Origin of the sequence: Flaviflexus equikiangi (assembly GCF_014069875.1) — a bacterium.
Taxonomy (GTDB): domain Bacteria; phylum Actinomycetota; class Actinomycetes; order Actinomycetales; family Actinomycetaceae; genus Flaviflexus; species Flaviflexus equikiangi.
In genome coordinates, this window is sequence record NZ_CP059676.1 from 80822 (window position 1) to 102798 (window position 21977).

Annotated in this window: 20 protein-coding genes and 3 tRNA genes; 10 read left to right on the top strand and 13 right to left on the bottom strand. The window is 62.9% G+C overall.

All coding sequences use genetic code 11. The annotated features are described in order from the left end of the window. Positions 1-10 precede the first annotated feature (10 nt). Both H2O75_RS00415 and H2O75_RS00420 read left to right on the top strand, forming a co-directional pair. The gene (locus H2O75_RS00415; RefSeq protein WP_182172124.1) at positions 11-652 is read left to right on the top strand and encodes a DsbA family oxidoreductase; all 642 of its coding nucleotides are present in this window, start codon (positions 11-13) and stop codon (positions 650-652) included. Then, complete coding sequence (locus H2O75_RS00420; RefSeq protein WP_182172127.1) at positions 649-837, top strand: hypothetical protein; 189 nt, start codon at positions 649-651, stop codon at positions 835-837. The genes H2O75_RS00415 and H2O75_RS00420 overlap by 4 nt, the downstream gene beginning before the upstream one ends. On the opposite strand, the gene H2O75_RS00425 is transcribed toward H2O75_RS00420, so the two are convergent. Beyond that, the gene (locus H2O75_RS00425; protein ID WP_259365260.1) at positions 800-2833 is read right to left on the bottom strand and encodes an ABC transporter ATP-binding protein; all 2034 of its coding nucleotides are present in this window, start codon (positions 2831-2833) and stop codon (positions 800-802) included. The genes H2O75_RS00420 and H2O75_RS00425 overlap by 38 nt on opposite strands. Then, positions 2830-4587: an ABC transporter ATP-binding protein gene (locus tag H2O75_RS00430; protein WP_182172130.1), complete on the bottom strand. Its 1758-nt coding sequence runs from the start codon at positions 4585-4587 to the stop codon at positions 2830-2832. The genes H2O75_RS00425 and H2O75_RS00430 overlap by 4 nt, the downstream gene beginning before the upstream one ends. Positions 4588-4912: 325 nt before the next feature. On the opposite strand from H2O75_RS00430, the gene H2O75_RS00435 reads away from it, so the two are divergent. Next, positions 4913-5554 carry a hypothetical protein gene (locus H2O75_RS00435; protein WP_182172133.1) on the top strand — a complete coding sequence of 214 codons (642 nt, stop codon included), beginning with the start codon at positions 4913-4915 and terminating at the stop codon, positions 5552-5554. Positions 5555-5795: 241 nt separating this feature from the next. Here H2O75_RS00435 and H2O75_RS00440 read toward each other — a convergent pair. The 4 genes from H2O75_RS00440 to H2O75_RS00455 all read right to left on the bottom strand — a co-directional run bounded on the left by H2O75_RS00440 (position 5796) and on the right by H2O75_RS00455 (position 8757). Beyond that, positions 5796-5885 (bottom strand) — tRNA-Ser (locus tag H2O75_RS00440). 82 nt (positions 5886-5967) lie between these two features. Further along, positions 5968-7983 carry an N-6 DNA methylase gene (locus tag H2O75_RS00445; protein WP_182172136.1) on the bottom strand — a complete coding sequence of 672 codons (2016 nt, stop codon included), beginning with the start codon at positions 7981-7983 and terminating at the stop codon, positions 5968-5970. 1 nt (position 7984) lies between these two features. Continuing rightward, on the bottom strand, positions 7985-8347 hold the full coding sequence (locus H2O75_RS00450) for an NYN domain-containing protein (protein ID WP_182172140.1): 363 nt from the start codon (positions 8345-8347) through the stop codon (positions 7985-7987). 322 nt (positions 8348-8669) lie between these two features. Next, positions 8670-8757 (bottom strand) — tRNA-Ser (locus H2O75_RS00455). Between the two features lie 59 nt (positions 8758-8816). On the opposite strand from H2O75_RS00455, the gene H2O75_RS00460 reads away from it, so the two are divergent. Continuing rightward, positions 8817-9749 carry an NAD(P)H-quinone oxidoreductase gene (locus H2O75_RS00460; protein ID WP_182172143.1) on the top strand — a complete coding sequence of 311 codons (933 nt, stop codon included), beginning with the start codon at positions 8817-8819 and terminating at the stop codon, positions 9747-9749. Here the strand turns inward: H2O75_RS00460 and H2O75_RS00465 are convergent. Together H2O75_RS00465 and serS are read right to left on the bottom strand one after the other, a co-directional pair. Further along, complete coding sequence (locus H2O75_RS00465; RefSeq protein WP_259365261.1) at positions 9746-10615, bottom strand: HAD family hydrolase; 870 nt, start codon at positions 10613-10615, stop codon at positions 9746-9748. The two genes, H2O75_RS00460 and H2O75_RS00465, sit on opposite strands and share 4 nt — an antisense overlap. After that, the gene (serS, locus tag H2O75_RS00470) at positions 10612-11871 is read right to left on the bottom strand and encodes a serine--tRNA ligase (RefSeq protein WP_182172147.1); all 1260 of its coding nucleotides are present in this window, start codon (positions 11869-11871) and stop codon (positions 10612-10614) included. Before serS ends, H2O75_RS00465 begins: the two co-directional genes overlap by 4 nt. Positions 11872-11907: 36 nt before the next feature. Here serS and H2O75_RS00475 point away from each other — a divergent pair, with 36 nt between their 5' ends. Continuing rightward, a complete protein-coding gene (locus H2O75_RS00475; protein ID WP_182172150.1) occupies positions 11908-13041 on the top strand; it encodes a diacylglycerol/lipid kinase family protein in 1134 nt (377 codons plus the stop codon). 2 nt (positions 13042-13043) lie between these two features. Here H2O75_RS00475 and pheA read toward each other — a convergent pair whose 3' ends face one another. After that, positions 13044-13967, bottom strand: coding sequence for a prephenate dehydratase (pheA, locus tag H2O75_RS00480; RefSeq protein ID WP_182172153.1), 924 nt, complete (start codon positions 13965-13967; stop codon positions 13044-13046). A 59-nt stretch (positions 13968-14026) separates the two neighbouring features. On the opposite strand from pheA, the gene H2O75_RS00485 reads away from it, so the two are divergent. Then, positions 14027-16090 (top strand): DUF2339 domain-containing protein, encoded by a 2064-nt coding sequence (locus H2O75_RS00485; protein ID WP_182172156.1) that lies wholly within the window; start codon positions 14027-14029, stop codon positions 16088-16090. On the opposite strand, the gene H2O75_RS00490 is transcribed toward H2O75_RS00485, so the two are convergent. The 3 genes from H2O75_RS00490 to H2O75_RS00500 all read right to left on the bottom strand — a co-directional run bounded on the left by H2O75_RS00490 (position 16062) and on the right by H2O75_RS00500 (position 18150). Further along, a complete protein-coding gene (locus H2O75_RS00490; protein ID WP_182172159.1) occupies positions 16062-16853 on the bottom strand; it encodes a glycosyltransferase family 2 protein in 792 nt (263 codons plus the stop codon). The two genes, H2O75_RS00485 and H2O75_RS00490, sit on opposite strands and share 29 nt — an antisense overlap. 86 nt (positions 16854-16939) lie before the next feature. Continuing rightward, positions 16940-17791 carry a DUF5926 family protein gene (locus H2O75_RS00495; RefSeq protein WP_182172162.1) on the bottom strand — a complete coding sequence of 284 codons (852 nt, stop codon included), beginning with the start codon at positions 17789-17791 and terminating at the stop codon, positions 16940-16942. 8 nt (positions 17792-17799) lie between these two features. Next, positions 17800-18150, bottom strand: coding sequence for a rhodanese-like domain-containing protein (locus tag H2O75_RS00500; RefSeq protein ID WP_182172165.1), 351 nt, complete (start codon positions 18148-18150; stop codon positions 17800-17802). Positions 18151-18172: 22 nt separating this feature from the next. Between H2O75_RS00500 and H2O75_RS00505 the strand changes: the two genes are divergently transcribed. Next, entirely contained in the window at positions 18173-18745 is a 573-nt protein-coding gene (locus H2O75_RS00505) for a copper resistance CopC family protein (protein ID WP_182172168.1), read from the top strand. An 82-nt stretch (positions 18746-18827) separates the two neighbouring features. After that, complete coding sequence (locus H2O75_RS00510) at positions 18828-20522, top strand: MFS transporter (RefSeq protein ID WP_182172171.1); 1695 nt, start codon at positions 18828-18830, stop codon at positions 20520-20522. Between the two features lie 86 nt (positions 20523-20608). Here H2O75_RS00510 and upp read toward each other — a convergent pair whose 3' ends face one another. Further along, positions 20609-21247, bottom strand: a complete 639-nt coding sequence (gene upp, locus H2O75_RS00515) for a uracil phosphoribosyltransferase (protein WP_182172174.1) — start codon at positions 21245-21247, stop codon at positions 20609-20611. 50 nt (positions 21248-21297) lie between these two features. Here upp and tadA point away from each other — a divergent pair, with 50 nt between their 5' ends. After that, on the top strand, positions 21298-21765 hold the full coding sequence (gene tadA, locus H2O75_RS00520) for a tRNA adenosine(34) deaminase TadA (protein WP_259365262.1): 468 nt from the start codon (positions 21298-21300) through the stop codon (positions 21763-21765). 66 nt (positions 21766-21831) lie between these two features. Continuing rightward, positions 21832-21919: transfer RNA gene (locus H2O75_RS00525), tRNA-Ser, on the top strand. Positions 21920-21977: the final 58 nt, after the last annotated feature.

The window sequence follows — 21977 nt, forward strand, 5'->3', positions numbered from 1 at the left end:
GGGAAGAGCATTGTCAACGACACTGAGCATCGATCTCTGGACGGATATCGTCTGTCCATTCTGCTACATCGGGGAGTCCCGCCTGCGGCGTGCTCTCGAACGAAGAGGCATCGCCGCTGAGATCAGGATCCGATCGTTCGAACTCGATCCCGATGTGCGGGAACCGATGAACGTGACGGATCGTCTTGCTCAGCGCAAAGGCCTGACCCGAGCCCAGGTGGTGGAGATGGAGGGGCAGGTCCAGGCCATGGCGCAGGCCGAAGGCCTCGACTATGTCACCGACCGGCTCCAAGGCTCAACGCTGCCCGTGCACCTCATCGCCCAGTACGCCAACACGGTCAGTGCGGAGGCGGGTGAGGAGTTCTTCCGCAGTGCACAGACCTCCTACTTCAACGGTTCGTTCAACCCTTTCGACGAGTCTGAGCTCATCGGCTTCGCCGTCGACTCCGGCCTGGACAGGGCAGGTGTCACGGCGGCGCTGACCGATCCGGACCTGCTCGATGCGGTGCGAACCGATCAGCAGATCGCACGCCAGCTAGGCGTCCAGGGGGTTCCCTACATCCTGCTCGACAGGAAGCTCGCTATCCCGGGCGCCCTCAGCCTCGAACAGTTCGAGAGTGCCATTGCCCAGGTGGAAGAACTCGGCTCATGAGCGAGGGCCATGACTTCGACCTCTCCGCCATCGTCCAGTTCGGCGGGGGAGCGCTCTGCGGCATCGACGGCTGCGAGACCGAAAACCTGTCGGACCCGGCCGAGAATGACCGAGTCCGACAGGCGATGACCCTCAAGGAAGAGTCGACTATTCGACCAGAAGGTCAGGATCCGATCCCTGGGTGAACTGCGACATGTAGAGGCGATGGTAGGCGCCGTCCCGTGCCAGCAGCTCATGGTGGCTGCCCTGTTCGACGATCGCACCATCCTCCATGACGAGAATGATGTCGGCCTCGCGAATCGTGGAGAGCCGGTGCGCGATGACGAAGGACGTGCGGTCCGACCGCAGGGCGGTCATCGCCTGCTGCACGAGAAGCTCGGTACGAGTATCGACGGATGATGTCGCCTCATCCAAGATCAGGAGCGCGGGGTTCGCGATAAATGCTCGGGCGATGGTGATGAGCTGCCGTTCGCCTGCCGAGATGTTCTCCCCACCATTCTCGATGACTGTCTCGTAGCCATCCGGGAGGGTGTGGACGAAACGGTCGACGTAGGTCGCCTTCGCCGCGGCAATGACTTCCTCATCAGTAGCATCCAGCCGCCCGTAGCGGATATTGTCCATGATCGTGCCGCCGAAGAGGACGGCGTCCTGGAGGACCATGCCGATCCGTGACCTCAGGTCGCCGCGATCCAGGAGGGACGTATCGACTCCATCGAGGCGTATCTGGCCGCCCTGGATCTCGTAGAACCGCATGATGAGGTTGACGAGCGTGGTCTTCCCCGCCCCCGTGGGGCCGACGATGGCAACGACCTGGCCGGGCTCGGCGCGCAGCGAGAGGTCGGTGATCAGAGGCTTGTCGGGGCTGTAGGAGAAGGTCACGTGATCGAACTCGATCTTGCCCGCGACCGGCTCCGTGAGTGTGGCCGGCTGACGGTCCGACGGTGCGAGGAGGCCCGCCTCCGCGAGTTCGCCCAGATCGGGCTCCTGCTCGTCCGCATCCAACAGTTCGAAGATCCGCTCCGCTGATGCCACGCCCGAGATCAGCATGTTCGCCATTCCGGCAACCTGGCCGAGAGGCTGATTGAATTCGCGCGAGTATTGGATGAAAGCCGTGACCGCTCCGAGTGTCATCTGTCCGTTCGCGACACGCAGGGCGCCGACGACGGCAATACCGACGTAGCCGAGGTAGTTCACCCACTGCATGATCGGCATGATCATGCCCGAATAGAACTGTGCCTTGAAGGAAGCCTCGTAGAGCTCCTCGTTCCTCTCATTGAAACGTTCGCCCATCTCGTCCTGGCGGCCGAACGCGGTCACCAGTTCGTGGCCCGTGAACGCCTCCTCGATGTGGCCGTTCAACCGTCCCGTGTTCCTCCACTGGTCGGTGAAGAGACGCTGCGATTTGGTGCCGATGATCCCGATGACGACCCCGGAGAGGGGGAGTGCGACGAGGGCGATGAGGGCGAGCTGCCACGACAGGGAGAACATCATGATGATGATGCCGATGATGGTCAGAAGCGAATAGATGACAGACGTGAAAGCCTGCTGCATGGCGTTCTGAACGTTATCGATGTCGTTCGTCGTGCGCGACAGGATGTCGCCGCGGGAGTTCGTGTCGAAATACGACAGCGGCAGACGATTCACCTTCCGTTCGATGTCGTTGCGCATGCGGAAGATCATTCGCATGACAACATCGTTGAGAAGCCTGCCCTGAAGCCACATGAAGAACTGCGCCACGAGGTACATGCCGAGAACGATGCCGATGAGGAGAGCGAGTCTCTCGAAGTCGATGCCGTCACCGGGGACGAAATCCATGCCGGACAGCATGTCGGCCAACTGCATCTCGCCCGAGGCCGCCAGGCCCTCGATGACCTGTTCGCGCGTCAAATCGGCGGGCAGGTCTGCCGAGATCGCGCCGCCGAAGATGACATTCATGGCGTCGCCGAGGATCGAGGGCGCCCACACGGACAGAACGACGGCGATGACAACCATGATGAGGACGGCGAGGAGGGCCGCCTTCTCGGTCGCGAACTCGCGCAGAAGCCGGATGGCGGAGGGCCAGAACGCTTGCGCCTTCCGCGGCGGGGCAGAGTCACCCCACATTCCCATATCGACAGAGTCCTGGAACTCCTCGATCTCAGCGTCGCTGAGGGCGCCGGAAGAAGACTTGTCGGTGCTCATGCGAGCTCCTCCTTGCTGATCTGAGAATGGACGATCTCCTGATAGGTCGAGGAGGACGTCAACAGTTCGTCGTGGGTGCCGCGGGCTACGATCTTGCCCTCCTCGAGAACGAGGATCTGATCCGCGTCCGTGATCGAGGAGACGCGTTGTGCGACGATGATGACCGTCGCATCCTGCGTGTAAGCGCCCAAGGCGGCCCGGAGCTTCGCATCCGTCGTCACGTCGAGGGCCGAGAACGAGTCGTCGAAGAGATAGATGCGGGGGCGGGCGGCAAGGGCGCGGGCGATGCACAGCCGCTGGCGCTGCCCTCCCGAGACGTTCGTGCCGCCCTGAGAGATTGCCGAATCCAGTCCAGTCTTGGCCGCTTCACCCGAACCTGTGGAACGCTCCGACACGAAGCCACTGGCCTGAGCCGTATCGAGGGCGAGCCACAGCTCCTCATCGGCAGCGTCCGGTGCGCCGAAGCGAAGATTGTCTGCCACGCTTCCCGAGAACAGGTAGGGGCGCTGGGGGACAAGGCCGACCGTGTCGGTCAGGGTCTTCCGGGCCAGTTCCGTCACTGGCACGCCGTCGATCAGGACCTGCCCGGCAGTCGCGTCATAGAGGCGCGGAATAAGGTTGATAAGGGTGGTCTTCCCCGATCCGGTTGAACCGATGATCGCTGTTGTCTTGCCGGGACGCGCGAGGAATGACACGTCGTCGAGGACGGGCGATTCCGCGCCCGGATACGAGAAGGAAACATTGCGGAACTCGACAGAACCCTCATGGGTGTCAGGGAGCCGCGGGGCCAGGGGTTCCACGACGGATGACTCCGTGTCGAGGACCTCCCCGATCCGCCTGGCGCAGATGATGGCGCGCGGGAAGATCATGAACATGAAGGTTCCCATCATGACCGCGACGAGAATCTGGAGAAGATACTGCATGAATGCCGTCAGGGCACCCACCTCGACGAGACCCTCGTCCACACGGATACCGCCGAACCAGAGGACCGCCGCGGTTGCGAGATGAAGGATGATCGTGACAAGCGGACCCATGAGAACGAACAGCCGCCCGATACGGACAGAGATATCAGTCAGGGCCGCATTCGCATCCGAGAAGCGGGCGGCCTCATGGTTCTCACGTTGGAAGGCCCGAACAACACGAATCCCCATGATCTGCTCGCGCATGATCCCATTGATCGAATCGATAGCGTCCTGCATGCGCTGGAACAGCGGCATCAGCATCTTGATAATGACAAGCAGAATCGCGAGAAGCACGGGAACCGACGTCCACACGAGCCACGACAGACCGGGATCTTCACGGATCGCCATGACGATGCCGCCCACGGACATGATCGGAACCATGACCATGAAGTTCAACGACATGAGAAGAACCATCTGGACCTGCTGAACATCGTTCGTGCCGCGAGTGATGAGAGTGGGGGCGCCGAACCTGCCCACCTCTTCCGAGGAGAATGTATCGACACGGGAATAGACGGCCTTGCGAAGATCGCGGCCGACCGACATCGACACCCGCGCACCGAACCACACGGCAGTGACAGCCGTGACCAGCTGGACGAGAGCCACGATCAGCATGACACCGCCCGTGTTCCAGATGAAATCAGTATCGCCTCGCGCAATGCCCTGATCGATGATGTCGGCATTGAGGGAGGGGAGGTACAGAGTGGCCAGAGTGGTGGCCGTCTGAAGTATCACAACCGCCAACACCTGTGCGCGATACGGCGAGGTGTAATGGCGGATCAGCTTCCACAGCATGGGAGTCACTTCCGTTGGGCACGGTCCGCGTAAAGCGCACCGAAGGGTCGAGCGATGCGAAGGCATCATCAATGAGTCAAGGTACCAAAATGGTGTGGCGGTAAGCGCACGACGACTCGGTTACACCGGACCGAGGAACGCCCGCCACGCGCCCAGATCAAGACAGCGCGCGTGGTGACCGCCGTCAGCGAAGATCTCATTGTGCGCCTGTCGAGTACTGTCCGTCTAGTACGATTCCGCCACATTCACGAACCCGACTTTGTCGGATATCGCGCGGCAGGGGGGCCACTCCCTATAGGCTCTGTGCAAAGCATGGGGGAACGACATGTCGAACAACGCCATCGGAACAGACATCTATGTGGCAATCCCCGAACGCGGCCAACAGGTATTGCCACTCCTCGCCGGAGATCTCGTCGACGTCCGGGTACTGGCCCGCGAACGCTTTGCGCTCTTTGCGGAACGACCAGGTGGGCGCCTCTATCGTCTCCACGGTGAACCCTCCGGCTCGAGAGACTATCCCGAGTGGCCCACTCTCATGTTCCGGGCACTCTTCGTCGGGGAATCCGTCCTCCGTGTCGTGGAAGAGCTCCCCGACTGGTCGGTCTTCGGCCCGCGAGGAAAAGCCGTGGAAGACCTCATCGACCAATACCTGTTTCTCGACGACACGGGGAAATCGTCCTACCATCGCGTCGAGCAGGTCGGCAGAGCACTCCTGCGCGACTATGCCAAAGAAGAGGCGGGTGGGGACTCATTCCTCGAATCCATCTTCGACGGCACAGTGTATGGCGGGAGGTTCGAGATGGCATGCAGGGCACTCTACTATCTTGCGAACTCCTCCTGTGCGGCAGGCCCCCTCGCGCTCGCGGCCGCCATCATCCTCAGAGAGGGACTCGGCGAAGAAGCTTACGAGCATCTCGTCCAGCCCTACCGACTCGCCAGCATCCCCTTCCTCGAGCAGGTGGAGTAGGGCCAGAACCTCGAGGGACAGCCCTGTCCAGCAAACGCTCCGAGACGGCCCGGATCGAGCAGGCTCCCGGACCAGCGGATCATACTGATGTCTACCTGCTCAGGCTTGGGAGAACGAACGGATCGGAACCGACCCGCAGCGTATTGTCTTCGGCTCGAGCGATCCGAACCGGAACGCAAGACGGGGTGATACCGGAAAACCCCCCTAATCGCTGGTATTTCAACGATTAAGGGGGCTATCGCGGAGATGGAGGGATTTGAACCCTCGAGGGGCTATAAACCCCTACCTCCTTAGCAGGGAGGCGCACTCGACCTGACTATGCGACATCTCCAGGTGCTATGAGCTAGCGTGCCCTATTTTACAGGTCAACGGGGCCAGATGCTAATGGAGCTCCCGTGCGGGGCGCCATACCCCTATTCCCGCGAAGGAGTCTGTCCGATAGGGACGTGATGACGCACCGCTTCGAGGAGGGATGAGGTCAGGCTGCGGGAGTGGCGAATCAGCTCCTCCGCATCGCGTTCAAGAGCTCGAACGGCGAGGGTGACAGTGCAGAGCCTCTCCTGCTCCTCGAGCGGAAGAAGAGGAATCTCTAGATCGGTGACGGGGATGCGCCGGATCGCTACTCCATCCCTGAACCTCTCATTCCATTTGCCCGTCACTGCCAGAGCAAGGAACTCTGGTGTGAGGACAGAGCGATCGAGAACTCGGAGCCGTTCCACCCCCAGTGCTACGTGATGATTGCCCGTCGTGTCCACCATTGCGTTTAGCACGTTCATGGTCGAGATGAGAACGTCCCCTGGCTCCGTCTCCTCCATGGGAAAGAGGGCAGGTGTGTCCAATGGCTCCGGCAGGGACTGCTTGGCCACGTGGGAGGACGTGATGATCGCGCTGTTCTCGCTCGAATCGGGAGATTTCCGGTGACGTCCTGGCCTTCGCTCGACAATTCCCATCTCAATCAGCCTCTCGATCGTCACGATCCGCGCCTCGGAGAGCCCGGCAAGGGAGTCGATGTCGACAGAAACTGTCGCCAGGCTCGAGATTTTCTGCTCCAAGGCTTCTGCCGAGTCGGCGACTCGGCCAGAGATCTCGGATGGGTCGACATCCGTCGCGCCGATCCAGAGTGCCGGAGTGAGAGCGGAGCCCTCGGCGATGATGTCCGTGACGTCGACGCGGAGGTGGGGCGCGGTGATCGGTGCTCCCGTGAACCAGGTGGGGGCAACGTTCTCGGCGTCCGGTGTCTCGCTCGCATCGACCAGGAGCACGTCCGTTGACGAGGCGTCAGGGTTGCGGAGCACCCACAGCACGGTGGCAACGGCAGAGGAGGGAAGGAGCCTGCCAGGCAGGCTCACAATAGCCTCGATGCAGCCCGCCTTGATGAGCTCCGTGCGAACGTCCTGGTCCACGCGTGAACGACGCAGTGCTCCGGTGGTTGTCACGAGGTAGGCTCTGCCGCCGGGCGCCAGGTGCGCAAGCGCGTGCTGAACCCACAGGAGATCCCCTCCCATCCTTGACGGGATCCCGTATCGAAACCTCGGGTCCGACAGGAGTGTCGAGTGATCCGCGTGTGGACTGAACGGCACCTCGGCGATGATGACGTCTGCCTGAAGGTCTGGGACCGGGTCATCGGCAAGAACGTCTCCCAAGACGAAGGTGATGGTGCTTCCGCTGAGCATCGAGCGCAGGCACGCCAAGATGAGAGCGTTCGTGTTGATGTCTGATCCGATCAGCGCTCGTGCACGGCGGTGCTGGGCCACCTGGACGAGACTGTTGGCGATCCCGCTCGCCGGATCGTAGACCGTACCCTGCGTCTCCTTCGCCAATGAGGCGAGGAGTGTCGATGAGCGTGCGCCGATGGATCCGAAGGTAGACCCCATCCTGCTCTCACGGTTGAACCGGCTCATGAGCTCGTCTGCGTATTCCGCCATGCGGCTGCGCTCCGCCGACTGGACTGCGCTGAGAAGGGGTTGGAGTGCGTTCGCATCAACGCCCCGGAGGACGTCTCGCACATCGAGCGCCAGTCTCTCCCGGTCATCCGTCGGGTAACCCTCGCGCAGCTCCGCCTCCGCCTCTGCCAGAAGGTCGAGCTTCTCATCTGGACCTGCGTCAGCAATGTCGTCGAAAGTCTCCGGCAGGTGCTGCCTGAGAGTGAGGAGCAGAAGCGTGAGAATGTCGATCATGGCGAAGTCGACGCTGCCGCGAAGGGTGTTGAGGGATGACCAGATTGTGGCGACCGTGTCTTCCTCCTTGACCTCGTAATCGCGGTCGGTGAGCCATGCGATGACCTCTTCGCGCGAGAACAGGGGGCGGGATTCGGTGCCCCCGACAGGCTGGGGGAAGTCGGGATTGCGCCGACGCCAATTGCTGACGACAGGCCTGCTCACCGAGGCAAGTTCAGCAATGTTCGTGGGAGACAGGAGCTGGTCGCGCATACTAAGCAGCCTTCGTGTAGGTGGTGGGAGAGAGGAGGTCCTCGAGGACAAGAACTCGGGAGGCAGATGCGGAGAGGATAGGTGAGAGCTGGCCGCGCCACGACGCGACGGTGACAGGCACGCCTGCCGCACGGAGGGCCCTGACGCTTGGTGCGAAGCCATGGTCGCCCGAGACGAGGACGATCTCGCTGTAGCGGCCGGCCAGGTCTTCATTAGCCATGACATCGATAAGTGCCTTGTCGGCAGCATCGGGCCCGGAGCCTCCGGTGACAATGCGGGCAGAGCCCCACGACAGTCCGACGTTGAGCAGGCCTGTCGCGCACGTGCCGACGATGACCTGCTCGTCGCGAGTTATGTCAAGCATGGTGGTGAGAAGGGAGCGCCCCCACTCGGCTGCATCCCGAGTCATCGCCGCACCGCCAATCATGTTTTCGATATCGACAAGAAGAAGTCGGCGATTGCCGAATGTCGCACGCCTCGACGCGCTATCCGTGAACATCATAATCTCAACTCTCTGTGTGAACTAAATAAACAACCTCTTGAGAAAAGAGTAGGATGCGGCTCTGGCAAAAAAGAACGTTAATCGTGTTAACGCGAAGCGTGGAGATTGGGTTGTTAACAATTGTGCGATGTGCGGAGACGAGAAACCCGGGCCGGCCAGCGTACTGGCACAACCCGGGTCACGGCGGAGGGTGGGGGATTCGAACCCCCGATGCGGGGTCGCCGCATAACGGTTTTCAAGACCGTCTCATTCGGCCGCTCTGACAACCCTCCAAGCCAGGCCATTCTACTGATTCCTTTCCCGACATGCACATCGCTGTCAGAATGGCGTCATGACCACAATGCTTGCCATGACGGACGACTCAGACTTTCGCCTCATCGACACCACCATCCCCGCGCCAGCTGCTGGCGAGATTCTCATCAAGGTTTCACATGCGGGAGTGAACCGCGCAGATCTCAGCCAGGTCGAAGGCACCTACCCGCCGCCTCCCGGCGCCTCCCACATTCTCGGGCTGGAAGCATCCGGCACCAGAATGGACACGGGTGAGCCGGTCATGGCGCTTCTCTCCTCGGGAGGATACGCGGAATACGCCGCCGTGCCCGAGGGTCAGGTCATGCCCGTGCCGACAGGAATGAGCCTTGACGCTGCCGCGGCAATCCCTGAAGCCCTGGCAACCGCCTGGTCCAATCTCGTCGACGTTCTCGCGGTTGCGGAGGGTGAAACCGTTCTCATTCAGGGCGGGTCTGGATCGTTGGGCACCATCGCCGTGCAGCTGGCCAGGGAGCTTGGTGCCCGCGTCATTGCAACGGCGGGAGGCCATGAGCGCTGCCGGCAGGTTCGTGCTCTCGGCGTTGAGTGCATCGACCATGAGTCAGACATCGTCAGCCGGGTCCGAGACCTGTGCCCGGAGGGCGTCGACGCTGTGCTCGACATCGTCGGCTCCGACGTCGGTGACCTGCTCCCGCTCATGGCGACGGATGGCAGGATCGCAGTCGTCGCGCGTCAGGGCGGCGCCGAAGCCACCATCAACATCGGCAGGCTCATGGTGAAGAGAGTCTCGATCCACGGCACAACCCTGCGATCCCGGCCCATCCACGAGAAGGAACAGATCCTTCGAGCGGCCGCTCAGTTCGCTCTCCCCCGATTCGAGGACGGGAGAATACGGCCGATCATCGCCCGCAGGTTCCCCCTGGCGGAGGCGAGGCAGGCACTCGACTACGTGAGAGGATCGCGGCCCTTCGGCAAGGTCGTCCTCGACTGCTAGAGGAGCCTTTCGAGGACGATCGCGAGACCATCTTCATCGACCGGCGCGGTCTGAGCATCGGCTGAACCATGAACCTTGGGGCTGGCATCTCCCATCGAGATACCGGTCCCCGCCCACCCCAACATCTCGATGTCGTTCTCACCGTCGCCCACCGCGAGTACGTTCGATGTGGGCAGGGAGAATTCCTGGCGCAGCTTTTCGAGGGCGCTAGCCTTCGAGACGCCATAGGGCGAGATGTCGAGCCAGGCAGTCCACCCGACCGCATACTCCACACCGTCCAAGCCGAGCCCGTCGATACGGTCCTGAAGCTCTTGAGCGCTGAGAGAAGGGGCGCGAACAGTCAGCCGTGTCGCATCGTCTCCCGCAAGCTTCGCCGCAGGGGTGATGACCGAGTGTCCGACAAGCTCTCCATCCGGGAACGGTGCCGACAGCCTGCGGGGGCCGCGTGCAGGCTCGACCGCGAGAAGCGCTTCTGGCACATGAGTCCTGATGATGTCGATCTCGGCCGCAGGATTGAACGTCGTGTAGTCGAGAAGCCGGGCACCCGGGTAGATTCCCGGCTCAGCGACCCCGGCCTCGCGCGACAGGGTGATCGCGCCGTTCGCGCAGATCGCGACACCGTCGGGAAGGCGGAGCTGGTCCGCAACCAGCATCATGGCGTCGATGCCGCGCCCGGTCGCTATGACGACACGGGAGCCGACAGCGAGGTGGGCGTGGATCGCGTCCGCGACGCGAGGCGACAGAGACGTGTCGTGACGGATGGTCGTGCCGTCCAGGTCGAGGGCGACGAGAAGCTCGGGACCGGCCCCGGGCAGGCTCGACATCGCCTCATCGAGCCGTGCGGCGTCGTATGCGCTGGCTGTCACTGTACGGAGATCAGCTCCCGGCCGCCGAGGTAAGGCCGGAGCCCCTCGGGAACGTAGATGCTGCCGTCCTCGCGCTGGTGATTCTCGAGGATCGCCACGAGCCAGCGAGTCGTCGCCAGTGTGCCGTTGAGCGTCGCGACGGTCTGGGTCTTCCCATCAACCTTCTCCCGAACGGAGAGGCGTCTCGCCTGGAAGGTCGTACAGTTCGACGTGGACGTCACCTCCATCCACCGTTCCTGGCTTGGCAGCCAGGCTTCGCAATCGAACTTACGGGCAGCAGAGCTGCCGAGATCTCCCGCCGCCGTGTCGATGACGCGGTAGGGAAGCTCAACCTTGGCAAGCATCTGCTCTTCGAAATCGAGCAGACGAGCATGCTCGTTCTCCGCATCGTCCGGGGTGCAGTAGGAGAACATCTCCACCTTGTTGAACTGGTGGACGCGGATGATTCCGCGGGTGTCCTTGCCGTACGAGCCGGCCTCCCGCCGGTAGCAGGTCGACCATCCCGCGTAGCGCTTCGGGCCGTCCGACAGGTCGATGATCTCATCGGAATGGAACCCGGCCAACGCCACTTCGGAGGTGCCGACCAGATAGAGGTCGTCCGTCTCCAGGTGATAGATCTCGTCGGCGTGCGCGCCGAGGAAGCCCGTCCCCGCCATCACCTCCGGCTTCACGAGGGTCGGCGTGACCGTCAGGGTGAAACCGTTGGCCTCGGCAAGATCCGCTGCCGCCGTGAGCAGGGCGAGCTCGAGCCGCGCGCCGATGCCGGTGAGATAGTAGAAGCGCGACCCGGACACTTTTGTTCCCCGAGCCATGTCGATGGCGCGAATGCCCTCGGCAAGATCGAGGTGGTCTTTCACGGGGAAATCGAATGTCGGAACATCTCCCACGTGCTTGAGGACGACATAGTCGTCCTCTCCGCCGGAGGGCACCCCATCGACGATGATGTTCGGGATCAGCATGCCGATCCGCTCGTATTCCGCGTTAGCCTTCGCGGCGGCGTCCTCGAGCTCCTTCACCTTCGCCGCCAGTTCCTGAGCCTGGGCGAGGATGGTGGGACGCTCCTCGGCGGATGCCTTCCCGACCGTGCGAGACAGAGCCTTCTGCTGGGCGCGCGTCTCCTCTGCCACCTGCAGAGTCGAGCGACGGGCCTCGTCTGCTCGCAGGAGGTCATCTACCAGGGTCTCATTGGCGCCGCGGGCCCGCTGCGATGCTTTGACAGCTTCGGGGTTCTCACGGACGTAGCGAATATCGATCATGTCACCAGTCTAGCCCGCAGGGGTTATCCTTTCGATATGACCTGGGAATCATGGCTTGCGATTGCGGCCCTTCTCGTGGCGCTGAGCGCCCTGTTCCTCGCACTCAGCAACCGACAGGCCATCGCAACGCGTCTCGCCAAATCCTCCGAGCACGGCCAATGGGCGCTCGAACACGATGCGGACAACGTGAGATCGAAGCCCGTGGTCGTCATCTACAACCCGGTCAAGAACATCAACGTCCCCACCTTCAAAGCCCTCGTCGAGCGCATGGCGGCGGAAGCCGGTTATCAGGACGTTCGCTTCAGCGAGACAACAGTCGAAGAACCGGGCAGCAGCCAGGCGAAGCAGGCTGTCTCCGACGGTGCCGGTCTCGTCATCGCGGCCGGTGGAGACGGTACCGTGCGGGCCGTCGCAGCAGGGCTCGCCAAGAGCGGAACAGCTCTCGGCATCGTTGCCCTCGGTACCGGAAACCTCCTGGCCCGAAATCTCGACCTTCCCATCTCCTCGACCGAGGCGATGGTGCGGACCGCACTCACGGGAGGCACGCATGCCATGGATGTCGGGTTCCTTCAGGCGGACCCGCTGACGGAATCCGAGCTGTTGGTCCTCGCGAACGAAGACCCCGATGCGCTGTCGGTGCCGGACGGCGATCACGCCTTCGCCGTGATCGCAGGCCTCGGTTTCGATGCCGCGATGGTGGGCGATGCTGATGCCGAGCTCAAGTCCAAGATCGGCTGGGTTGCCTACGTCGCCTCAGCCGTACGGAATCTGACAGCCACGAAGATCCACGCGAAGATCACGGCCGGAGCCGGGCACGAGGTGCCGATCGATGCTCGTTCGATCATGTTCGCCAACTGCGGGAAGCTGCCCGGCGGTGTGGTGCTCGCTCCCGATGCTCGACTCGATGATGGTTGGATCGATCTCGTCGTCATCGACACGAAGGGCGGCCTTGTCGGCTGGGCCGATCTTGTTCGCCGCATGGGATTGGCCGGCATGGGTGTGACGAATGACGGTCTCCCGATGACGGGCATGATCGACCTGCGCAAGACGAGCCGGGCCAGCGTCGTGACGGAATCACCCGCCCGCGTCCAGGTTGACGGTGACGTTCTCGGCTACGCGTCGACAGTGAGGGCGCGAGTCGAGCCTGGTGGTCTCCTCGTCAGGTTCTGATCCTAGTCTTTGGTCTCAAGCAGGCCCGCCACCCATGAGCGTGCCGACGAGAAGTCCTGATCGGCCGTACCGGGGCGAAGCTTGACAGGTATCTGGTGGGCGCTCGGATAGGACCCGAAGAACCGAACCAGTGGGCATGTCCGATGGAGGCCGATCAGCACTGCCTGGACGCGCTCATCCGCGACATGGCCTTCGCAGTCGATCGAGAACTGGTAGCGGCCGAGAGAGTCGCCGACGGGACGGGATTCGATCCTCGAGAGATTGACCCCGCGGGTAGCGAACTGCTCAAGCATCGTCAGGAGGGCGCCCGACTCGTCCGAGGGCAGCTGCACCTGGAGCGTTGTCTTATCGGAGGGGGTCCGTTCCGGCAGCGGAACATTCTCCGGGCCGACCGTGATGAACCGGGTGACAGCATCCGGGTTGTCGGCGACACCCTCCGCGAGAACCGTCAAACCATACTGTTCCGCGGACAGGGGATTGCACAGGGCCGCATCGAAGTTTGTCGCTCCTCCCGCCATCGCCGCAGCCGCGGCCGCCGTGGAGGTGGCAGGAACATGGATGACATCGCCCAGGTTGTCGGCGATCCAGTTCTGGCATTGGGCCCAGCCGTGGGGGTGGGTCGAAATCCTCTTCACATCCTCGAGGCGCGTCCCCTCGGGGGCGGCAAGGACGAACGTGATCGGGACGAGCATTTCCCCGACGATACGGAGGGCGGAGCCGTTCGAGAGGGAGTCGATGGTGGCATTGACGCCGCCCTCGACAGAGTTCTCGATGGGAACGACCGCGAAGTCTGTCTCACCCCTGCGGACCATGCGGAGGGCCGCGGGGACATCAACCGCAGGAACGTGCTCGGACTCGTCGCTCGAGACCTGCATGAGTGCCATCTGCGTGAACGTGCCCCGAGGGCCCAGGTAGGAAAAGCGCATAGGCACCATTGTAGTCCCGTCCTTTCACCGTCATTCTCGTGTCCATATAGGATCGGTCCATGAGATCGCTCGCAGCCGCCGTCATCGCCGCTTGTGCCTGTGCGCTAGCGATCGTCTCGCCCGCCGCAGCCCACTCCGATCCTCCCGTTGTCATCATCGGCACCGGAGGAGTGATGTGGGAATACGTCACTCCGGAGGACACGCCCAACCTCTTCGCCTTCTCCGAGCGTGCGGCAGTCGGCAACGTCTCCGTCCGCTCCGTCTATCCCACAACCTGCCCAGCAGACGGATGGCTCACCCTGGGTGCAGGAGAACGAGCAGGCGATAGCGTCTCCGATTCCGGGGCGTGCCGGCTGCTCGAGGAACCGGCACAGAGCGAGACGGGCTTCCTCGTCCCGAACTGGAAGGACTATCTCGCCTCTGCCGAGAATTCCCCCTACCGTGCGACCCTTGGTCAGCTGAACGACCTGACGCGGGATCGTGACACTCTCGCACTCGGCCCCGGTGCCGCGATCGCACTGGCGGACGATCGTGGACGAGTTGAGGACTACGGTGACGTGTCTGATCTGACCGACCTCGCGCCGGGCAAGGATCTTGTGCTCATCGACCTCGGCGGGCTGTCGGAGCTCGAACCGCGCCAGTTCGCGCAGACGGAATCGCGGCTGACGGGCGATCCGCTCTCCGCCTCTTTCGTGGGCCAGAACTGGAATGACAGCGACCTGAGAGAGCTCATGAGAGAGCTCGACGCACGTCTGGGAACAGTGCTCGACGACGTTGAGAAGGCGCTCCCCGATGCACATACGACAATCGTGTCTCTTTCCGACTATTCCGCAACCGCGTCGACGCTCCAGGTGGTCATGACAGAGTCGGACGAGCCTGGCCTAGTCACGTCAGCGACGACGCGGCGCGACGGCCTCATCGCCATCACTGACCTCCTCCCCACCATCGTTCCAGGCGCGGCGGGCCCAGGGTCGCCGTTGACTGTCACTGAAGGAGGGACAGCCGCAGACAATCGTGAAACCGTCACCGATCTTGACAGGCTGACTCTCGCGATCGCCCCCGCAACGGGACCGGTGTATGCGCTGTGGGGAACGATGTGGCTCCTCACGCTGGCCTTCCTGCGCAGGCGTGGCCCCGCCCTCTATACTGCACTCCTTGCTTCCGCCGCCGTGCCGGCAGCCAACGTCGCGATGATGGCAACCCCCTGGTATCGGGCACCCTTCCCCACCGCCGTCCTTCTCCTGGGAACCTTCGCGCTCAGTCTCGTCATCGCAGGCATCGCGTTCCGAACGAGGAGATTCGGGCGTGAATACCCGGCAGGGACTGTTGCGGCCGTGACCGTGACAGCCTTCCTCCTGCCGGTGCTCCTCGGATCCACACTCGCCCTCAACTCAGCATTCGGCGCCCTCCCCCAGCTTGGTCGCTTCTACGGGATGACGAACATGATGTTCGCAATATCGGGAGCCGCGAGCCTCATCCTCGCGGGAGTCATCGCCAGCCGGGTCGCGGAGAACAGACGTGCCGCGCTCATGATCCTCCTGCTCGGGGCAGTCGTCATCCTCATCGACGGCTCACCCTGGCACGGTGCGGACTTCGGTGGGCCCCCCGTGCTCACGATCGCGTTCGCAGTGCTGGCGATGCTCGTGGCGGGCTGGCCGATCACCGTGTGGCGGGCCGGCGGGATCCTGATCGCAGCAGGTCTTGTCGCGGCACTGTTCGCGACTGTCGACTATCTTCGCCCAGCAGACGAACGCACCCACCTCGGCGACTTCGCGGAATCCGTCCTCGACGGCTCCGCACTGACCGTGATTCTCCGCAAGGGCTCTCAGGTGCTCGCGCAGTGGCCGCTGATCCTCATCCTCCTCAGCGTGGTCGTGGCCCTTGCCCTGTGGTTGAAGAAGAAGGGTGCGATGGCACTGTTCGCTGAGAAGCGGGACGATCCATGGCTGTGGGTGGGTCTCGCGCTCGTCATCCTCCTTGTCGGAGGAATGCTCATCAACGATTCCGGTGTCATCATCGTCGTGACCGGAGGAATGGTTGCATTACCTCTGATCGCGTCACTTGACCGGGCGGATCAACCAGCGGCGGTCTCGCCTAGAAGGGGCGCACCCGGTAGGCGCTGAAAGGCTCGCCTGGGCGCTGGCTGCTGGGATCGACCCGGTAGTGGGACGCTATCCGAACGCCGCGCAGCCTGCGCATGTTGACCGCGAGAGCAACATCCCGGTACTGGCCGGCACGATGAAGCTGGCCCGAGAAATCATTCCCGGTCGGACGATGCTGGAGATCGCACGGGATCTCCTGAAGAGTCATACCCGCCACGAGCATGTCGATCGTCATCGCCGTCTCAACACCCCAGCCGCGTGCCAGCGGCTTCGCCGACTCGTAGGCTTCCCTCGTCATGCAGCGCTGTCCCGACAGCGGCTGCGTCGGGGACCATCCGGTCAAAGCGGAAATGGCTCGGCGCGACAATCCCGTGACGAGTCCGTGCCCGCCAGCACCGGCCTGCTTGGGAAGAACCGCGATCGTGCAGTCTGCCTGGCCCGACATGACGGGCTCGACGAGGGGGGCGGTTTGGACGGCGGTCTCGCTGAGATCCGCATCGATGAACATGAGGAGCCGGGGTTCGCGTCCCTCCGCGTCCCTCATCGCCACCACGGATGCTCCGGTTTCCAGGGCGGACGCCTTGCCCCTGTTGACCGGATGGCGCACGACGGTCGCACCGGCCGCACGTGCAGCTGATTGCGTGTCATCCGTCGAACCGTCATCGACCACGACGATGAGGTCAACGTAGGGAATCGCGCGCGCTGACCGAATGGTCGAAGCAATCAGATCGACCTCGTCCTTTGCGGGTATGACGACCGCGACGTGCACACGAGAGGAGTTCACAACGTAAGCTTAGCGCCCTAACTGGTGAGAGATTGACAACAGACCGAATACTGATGGGTTGGCGCAGCTGATGTGCGCCAACCCGCCTATCGGAGAGTCACCTGCCGGGACACGATGCCGGACCTGGCGCGGCGCTCTTCGGGAGTGAGGGGCTCGGTGGCGGCGATGGCGGCAGCGAACTCGTCCTCGAAGGTTGCCATGGGGGCGGATAGCTCATCGGCTTCCGTGCCGGGAGCGAGCTGCCAGACGGGGATGAGGAGTCCGCACGCGCGGAACGCGCCCACGAAACGAGCATCCTTATCGAAGCCCTCCGATCGTGCCGTCTGGAGGCGTGCCAACCCGTCGAGGACACGGTCCTGATCCTCTGTGCGAATCCAGCGCACGAACTCGTTGGTCATCCGCACCCAGTACGCTCCGCGAATCGCATCGATAGCGACAGTCGGGGCAACATTGTCACGCGTCTGCTCGATCGCCTGGCGGACATCGTCGCGATCCTTCTCCTCGTCGCTCACCCAGTAGGCGAAATCCTCGTACAGGACGAGGTCGAGGGGCTGATCGACAAGAACGTCTGACAGTCGCGGGCCCGGCTCTGCCAGTTCTGCGGACTGGATGGCTTCCCCGGGCTCGAGCTCGAGGGCGTCGATGATGAGAGCGGCAAGGTCGCGGGAGGCGTCTCCCGAGCCGGTCACCGTCTGCACGGCGACGAGCAGTTCACCGTCTTCGCGCCGCACGGCCGCCGCCATGTTCGGCAGGAGCGTGACGAGGGTGATATCCCGGCTGCCATACTCGGGGGCTGTCGTGGCCGAAGCAGTCGCCGCAGGAAGGATCTCCTTCATGGCAACCAGCTCGACCTCTGCTGTCAGGCCCTCGTAGGGGCGCTCGACAAAGGGCACACGCTTCTTCTTCGGCGCCTTGTTGAGGCGGCTCTTCTTACCCATGGGGCTCCTTAAGCGATCGTGGGGATGTCGCCATCAGACGACACAAGCGGCAGGCCGTTGTTCTGCCACGCGGCCATGCCATCAGACAGATCCCATGCATCGATACCGTTCTCTGCGAGAATCTCGGCGGCCTGTGCGCTGCGCCGACCCAGCCGGCAGACGACCATGATGTCAGTATCGGGGACTTCGTCGATCCTGTCTGCGAGCTCGTCGAGCGGAATGTGAAGAGCTCCGGGAGCGTGTCCCGCATCCCATTCGTCTTCGCCGCGAACGTCAATGAGAGTAAACCCTTCCGGAATGGGGTTGTCAGCGTTCAGATCCGTCGTGACGAGGGGTCCCGGGTGAAGTGGAATAGCCATGCGTCTAGAGTACGGTGAAAGAATGTTGAGACGAAACTTTTCACCCCTCTTCCTCATCCTCGCTCTCGCAGGCTTCTTCCTGGGAACGGCGCCCGTGCAGGCTCACGACGTTCTCATCGGGTCAACCCCGGAGGACGGCGCGGAGCTCGACCAGGCTCCCGCAGAAGCGGTCCTGACCTTCTCGGCGGCCCCACTCGACGTGTCGCCCCAAGCCGTCCTGCAGAAGGATGGGGAGACGATCGAGACCGAGCCCGTCACACTCTCCGGCAACGATGTCATCCTGCCCCTGCCTGAGCTCGAAGCAGGAAGCTACACGATCATCTATTCCGTCGTGTCCTCTGACGGCCACCGGATCGACGGCACCACATCATTCTCGGTGACGATCGGTGCGCAGACGGCGGAAGAAACCACGACCGAGGCGGCCACAACGGAAGCCAGCCCGTCCGAGGCAGAGACGACAGCCCCTGCGCTGGCCGAGACCGTGGAGACGAGCGACAGCGAGGACTCCGCGGTCGGATGGATTCGCTGGGCCGGCATCATCATCGTCGTCCTCGGGGGCTTCGTCATCGTGTCGCGAATGCTTCGCAACCGTTAGCAAGATCTCCACGCGGGCCTATTACCTCCAGTCTCTCCCGAGGAGTATGTTTGACTGCTGACGAGAATGTGAAGGGATGAACGTGGCGAAGCGCGAGAGGGATCTGACGTCGAAGAGGGCTTATCGGGGAATGACTCCTGAGCAGGCCGCGGAAGCGGAAAGGAAGCACCGGGAGGTGCTCTCGATTCTCACCGGACTTCTTCTCGTCCAGTTCATCGGCATGCTGTCGAGCACGATCGTGTCGAATGCGATGCCGGTCATCGTGGCCGAAATCGGCGGCACTCAAACCCACTTCACGTGGATCCTCACCTCCGCTATTCTCGCCAACACTGTCATGACAGCGCTCTCGGGCAAGCTGGCAGACCTGTACGACAAGAAGAAGCTGTTCATCGCCTCCATGGTGATCTTCAGTGTCGCTTCCCTCCTGTGCGGTTTGGCGACCACGCCCGAGATGCTGATCGCTTTCCGCGTCCTCCAGGGCGTCGGCATGGGCATGCAGATCATGCTGTCCATGGTCATCATGGCGACGATCATCCCTCCCCGGGAACGCGGCCGCTACAACGGCTACATGGGGGCCACGATGGCACTGGCGACAGTCTCGGGCCCGCTCCTCGGCGGTCTCATCGTGGACACGCCCTGGCTGGGATGGCGGTGGTGCTTCTGGGTCACCATCCCGTTCATGCTCGGCGCCATCTGGGTCATCCTGCGCAGGCTCCAGATCCCGCCCGTCCGCAGCGGCAAAGTCCATCTCGACATCCCCGGCGCCGCTCTCATCGCGTCCTCCTCCGTGTCCTTCCTCGTCTGGATCTCCATGATCGGCAGCGGCATGCCGCTCACCGATCCGACAGCCCTCATCCTCATCGCCGTCGCCGTGGTCTCCACCGTTCTCTTCATCGTCGTCGAGACGAAGAGCCCCGAGCCTCTTATCCCGATGGAGATCCTCCTGCACCGCAACACGGTTCTCGCCGTCATCGCAGTCATGGGGGCTGGCACGATCATGTTCGGTGCGTCCGTCTTCCTCGGACAGTACTTCCAATACGGGCGCGGCTATTCGCCCACAGCGTCCGGCCTCCTGACGCTGCCGATGATGCTCGGCATCGTCATCGCCTCCACGTGGATCGGCCAGCTCATCACCCGGAAGGGCATCTGGAAGCGCTATGTCGTCTCCGGCATGCTCCTCCTCACCGCGGCGGCAGGCCTGCTGTGCTTCACCCGCCAGGACACGAACCTGATCGCCATCGGCCTCGTGCTCTTCGCCGCGGGCTGGGGGCTCGGTGCCGCCAACCAGAACCTTGTCCTCGCCGTACAGAACACGGTTCCCCTGCGTCAGATGGGAGCGGCAACGTCGACAGTCACGTTCTTCCGCAACCTCGGAGGCGCAGTCGGACTCCAGGTTCTCGGTGCCTCCTACAATGCGGCCACCGATGCCTACATGGTGAAGGAGCTCGGCGAGCTCCCGGAGGTTCCCGCCAACGCGGCCGGCTCATTGGATCTCGGCGCACTCCCCGACGCCGTCGAAGCGGTCGCACGATCTGCTTTCGGCAACTCGCTGTGGGCCGTCTTCATCGCCGCGACAGCGCTTCTCCTTGTCGGCTCCATCGCCACCATGTTCATGAAGGGCACGTCGCTGCGCGACACGGTCGACATCGAGAAGAAGATCCATCGCACAGTCGAGGAGGACGAGGCTCCCCGAGCATCTGCCCGCCCCAGCTCCTGGGAGGCGACACCGATCCTTCCCCACGACGAAGCGGACCAGAACAAGCCGCGAACCCACTAGCCGGCAAGGCCGCTTGACAGTCCTCGTGGAAGACAATGGTGGGGGTTGGGCATCGCCCAACCCCCACCATTGCTTCTCAGCAGGTCTCAGTCGACGACGCCGTAGAGCCTGTCGCCAGCATCGCCCAATCCGGGAACAATGTAGGCGTTCTCGTCGAGCCTCTCGTCAACAGCCGCGAGAACAACCGTCACGTCGGCGCGATCGCCGATATGCTCCTCAAGCGTCTTGAGGCCCTCGGGTGCACCGAGCAGACAGATCGCGGTGACATCCTTCGCCCCGCGCTCGAGCAGGTAGTCGATGGAAGCGATCAGTGTGTGGCCGGTTGCGAGCATCGGATCAAGAACGAAGCACTGCCTGTTTGACAGGTCGTCCGGCAGCCGGTTCGCGTACGTGATGGCCTCAAGCGTGTGCTCGTCCCGCTTCATGCCGAGGAAACCGACCTCAGCAGTCGGCATGATCCGCTCCATACCGGACAGCATGCCGAGACCTGCACGCAGGATCGGCACGACAATGGGCAGGGGGTGAGTCAGTGCGGTGCCGATCGTCTTGGCTACCGGAGTCTCGATCTCGATAGGCTCGACATCGATGTCCCGCGTCGCCTCATAGGCGAGCAGTGTCATCAGCTCTTCGACGAGCTGACGAAACACGGGGGAGGGCGTCTCCTTCTTCCGAAGGGTCGTCAGTTTCTGGGCGACTAGGGGATGGTCGATGACCTGCAATCTCATGTCAACTAATCTAACGTAGTAAAGCCGCTTGCGCAGGAACCGGAGGGCCCATGTGCTCAGAACGACTCAGACAATTCGAGAGTCACATGCGTCACTGCCTCGACCTGGCAGAGATCGCCGCCTCCCAATCGGACATTCCCGTCGGGGCTGTCGTGTTGGACGAGACCGGTGCTGTCATCGCAACGGGCCACAACACGAGAGAACGCGACCACGACCCGGCAGGACATGCCGAGATCGTCGCCATGCGGGAGGCCGCCCGCGTGCGGGCCGGGTGGCGCCTTGACGGCTGCACGCTCGTTGTCACTCTCGAGCCATGCACCATGTGTGCGGGAGCGATCGTTCTCTCGCGGCTATCCGCCGTGGTCTTCGGAGCGTGGGATCCCAAGGCCGGTGCGGCGGGATCGCTGCGCGACGTGCTGCGTGACCCGCGGCTGAACCATCAGGTCGAGGTCATTGGCGGAGTCCTCGAGCAGGAATGCTCCTCCCAGCTCACCGGCTACTTCTCTGCCCGCCGATAACTCCGCCACATTCTCCCGATCGGATTTGTGCCGATGGGCATCGAGACAGTAACCTGAATTGCTGATGGTGGAGTGTCCGAGCGGCCGAAGGTGCAGCACTCGAAATGCTGTTTGGTGAAAGCCAACGTGGGTTCAAATCCCACCTCCACCGCCACAGATTCCCCCGGAATACCAGTAAAAGGTAGTCCGGGGGAATCGCTTTGTGTCACCGA

Excerpts from the sequence above, each read along its gene's own strand:
- H2O75_RS00460 (WP_182172143.1), top strand. The coding sequence starts at position 8,817 with ATGACCACAATGCTTGCCATGACGGACGACTCAGACTTTCGCCTCATC.
- H2O75_RS00475 (WP_182172150.1), top strand. The coding sequence starts at position 11,908 with ATGACCTGGGAATCATGGCTTGCGATTGCGGCCCTTCTCGTGGCGCTG.
- H2O75_RS00425 (WP_259365260.1), bottom strand. The coding sequence starts at position 2,833 with ATGAGCACCGACAAGTCTTCTTCCGGCGCCCTCAGCGACGCTGAGATC.
- H2O75_RS00450 (WP_182172140.1), bottom strand. The coding sequence starts at position 8,347 with ATGCTTGACATAACTCGCGACGAGCAGGTCATCGTCGGCACGTGCGCG.
- H2O75_RS00495 (WP_182172162.1), bottom strand. The coding sequence starts at position 17,791 with ATGGGTAAGAAGAGCCGCCTCAACAAGGCGCCGAAGAAGAAGCGTGTG.
- H2O75_RS00420 (WP_182172127.1), top strand. The coding sequence starts at position 649 with ATGAGCGAGGGCCATGACTTCGACCTCTCCGCCATCGTCCAGTTCGGC.
- pheA (WP_182172153.1), bottom strand. The coding sequence starts at position 13,967 with ATGCGCTTTTCCTACCTGGGCCCTCGGGGCACGTTCACGCAGATGGCA.
- H2O75_RS00445 (WP_182172136.1), bottom strand. The coding sequence starts at position 7,983 with ATGCGCGACCAGCTCCTGTCTCCCACGAACATTGCTGAACTTGCCTCG.
- H2O75_RS00505 (WP_182172168.1), top strand. The coding sequence starts at position 18,173 with ATGTTGAGACGAAACTTTTCACCCCTCTTCCTCATCCTCGCTCTCGCA.
- H2O75_RS00485 (WP_182172156.1), top strand. The coding sequence starts at position 14,027 with ATGAGATCGCTCGCAGCCGCCGTCATCGCCGCTTGTGCCTGTGCGCTA.
- H2O75_RS00435 (WP_182172133.1), top strand. The coding sequence starts at position 4,913 with ATGTCGAACAACGCCATCGGAACAGACATCTATGTGGCAATCCCCGAA.
- serS (WP_182172147.1), bottom strand. The coding sequence starts at position 11,871 with ATGATCGATATTCGCTACGTCCGTGAGAACCCCGAAGCTGTCAAAGCA.
- upp (WP_182172174.1), bottom strand. The coding sequence starts at position 21,247 with ATGAGATTGCAGGTCATCGACCATCCCCTAGTCGCCCAGAAACTGACG.
- H2O75_RS00500 (WP_182172165.1), bottom strand. The coding sequence starts at position 18,150 with ATGGCTATTCCACTTCACCCGGGACCCCTCGTCACGACGGATCTGAAC.
- H2O75_RS00430 (WP_182172130.1), bottom strand. The coding sequence starts at position 4,587 with ATGCTGTGGAAGCTGATCCGCCATTACACCTCGCCGTATCGCGCACAG.
- tadA (WP_259365262.1), top strand. The coding sequence starts at position 21,298 with ATGTGCTCAGAACGACTCAGACAATTCGAGAGTCACATGCGTCACTGC.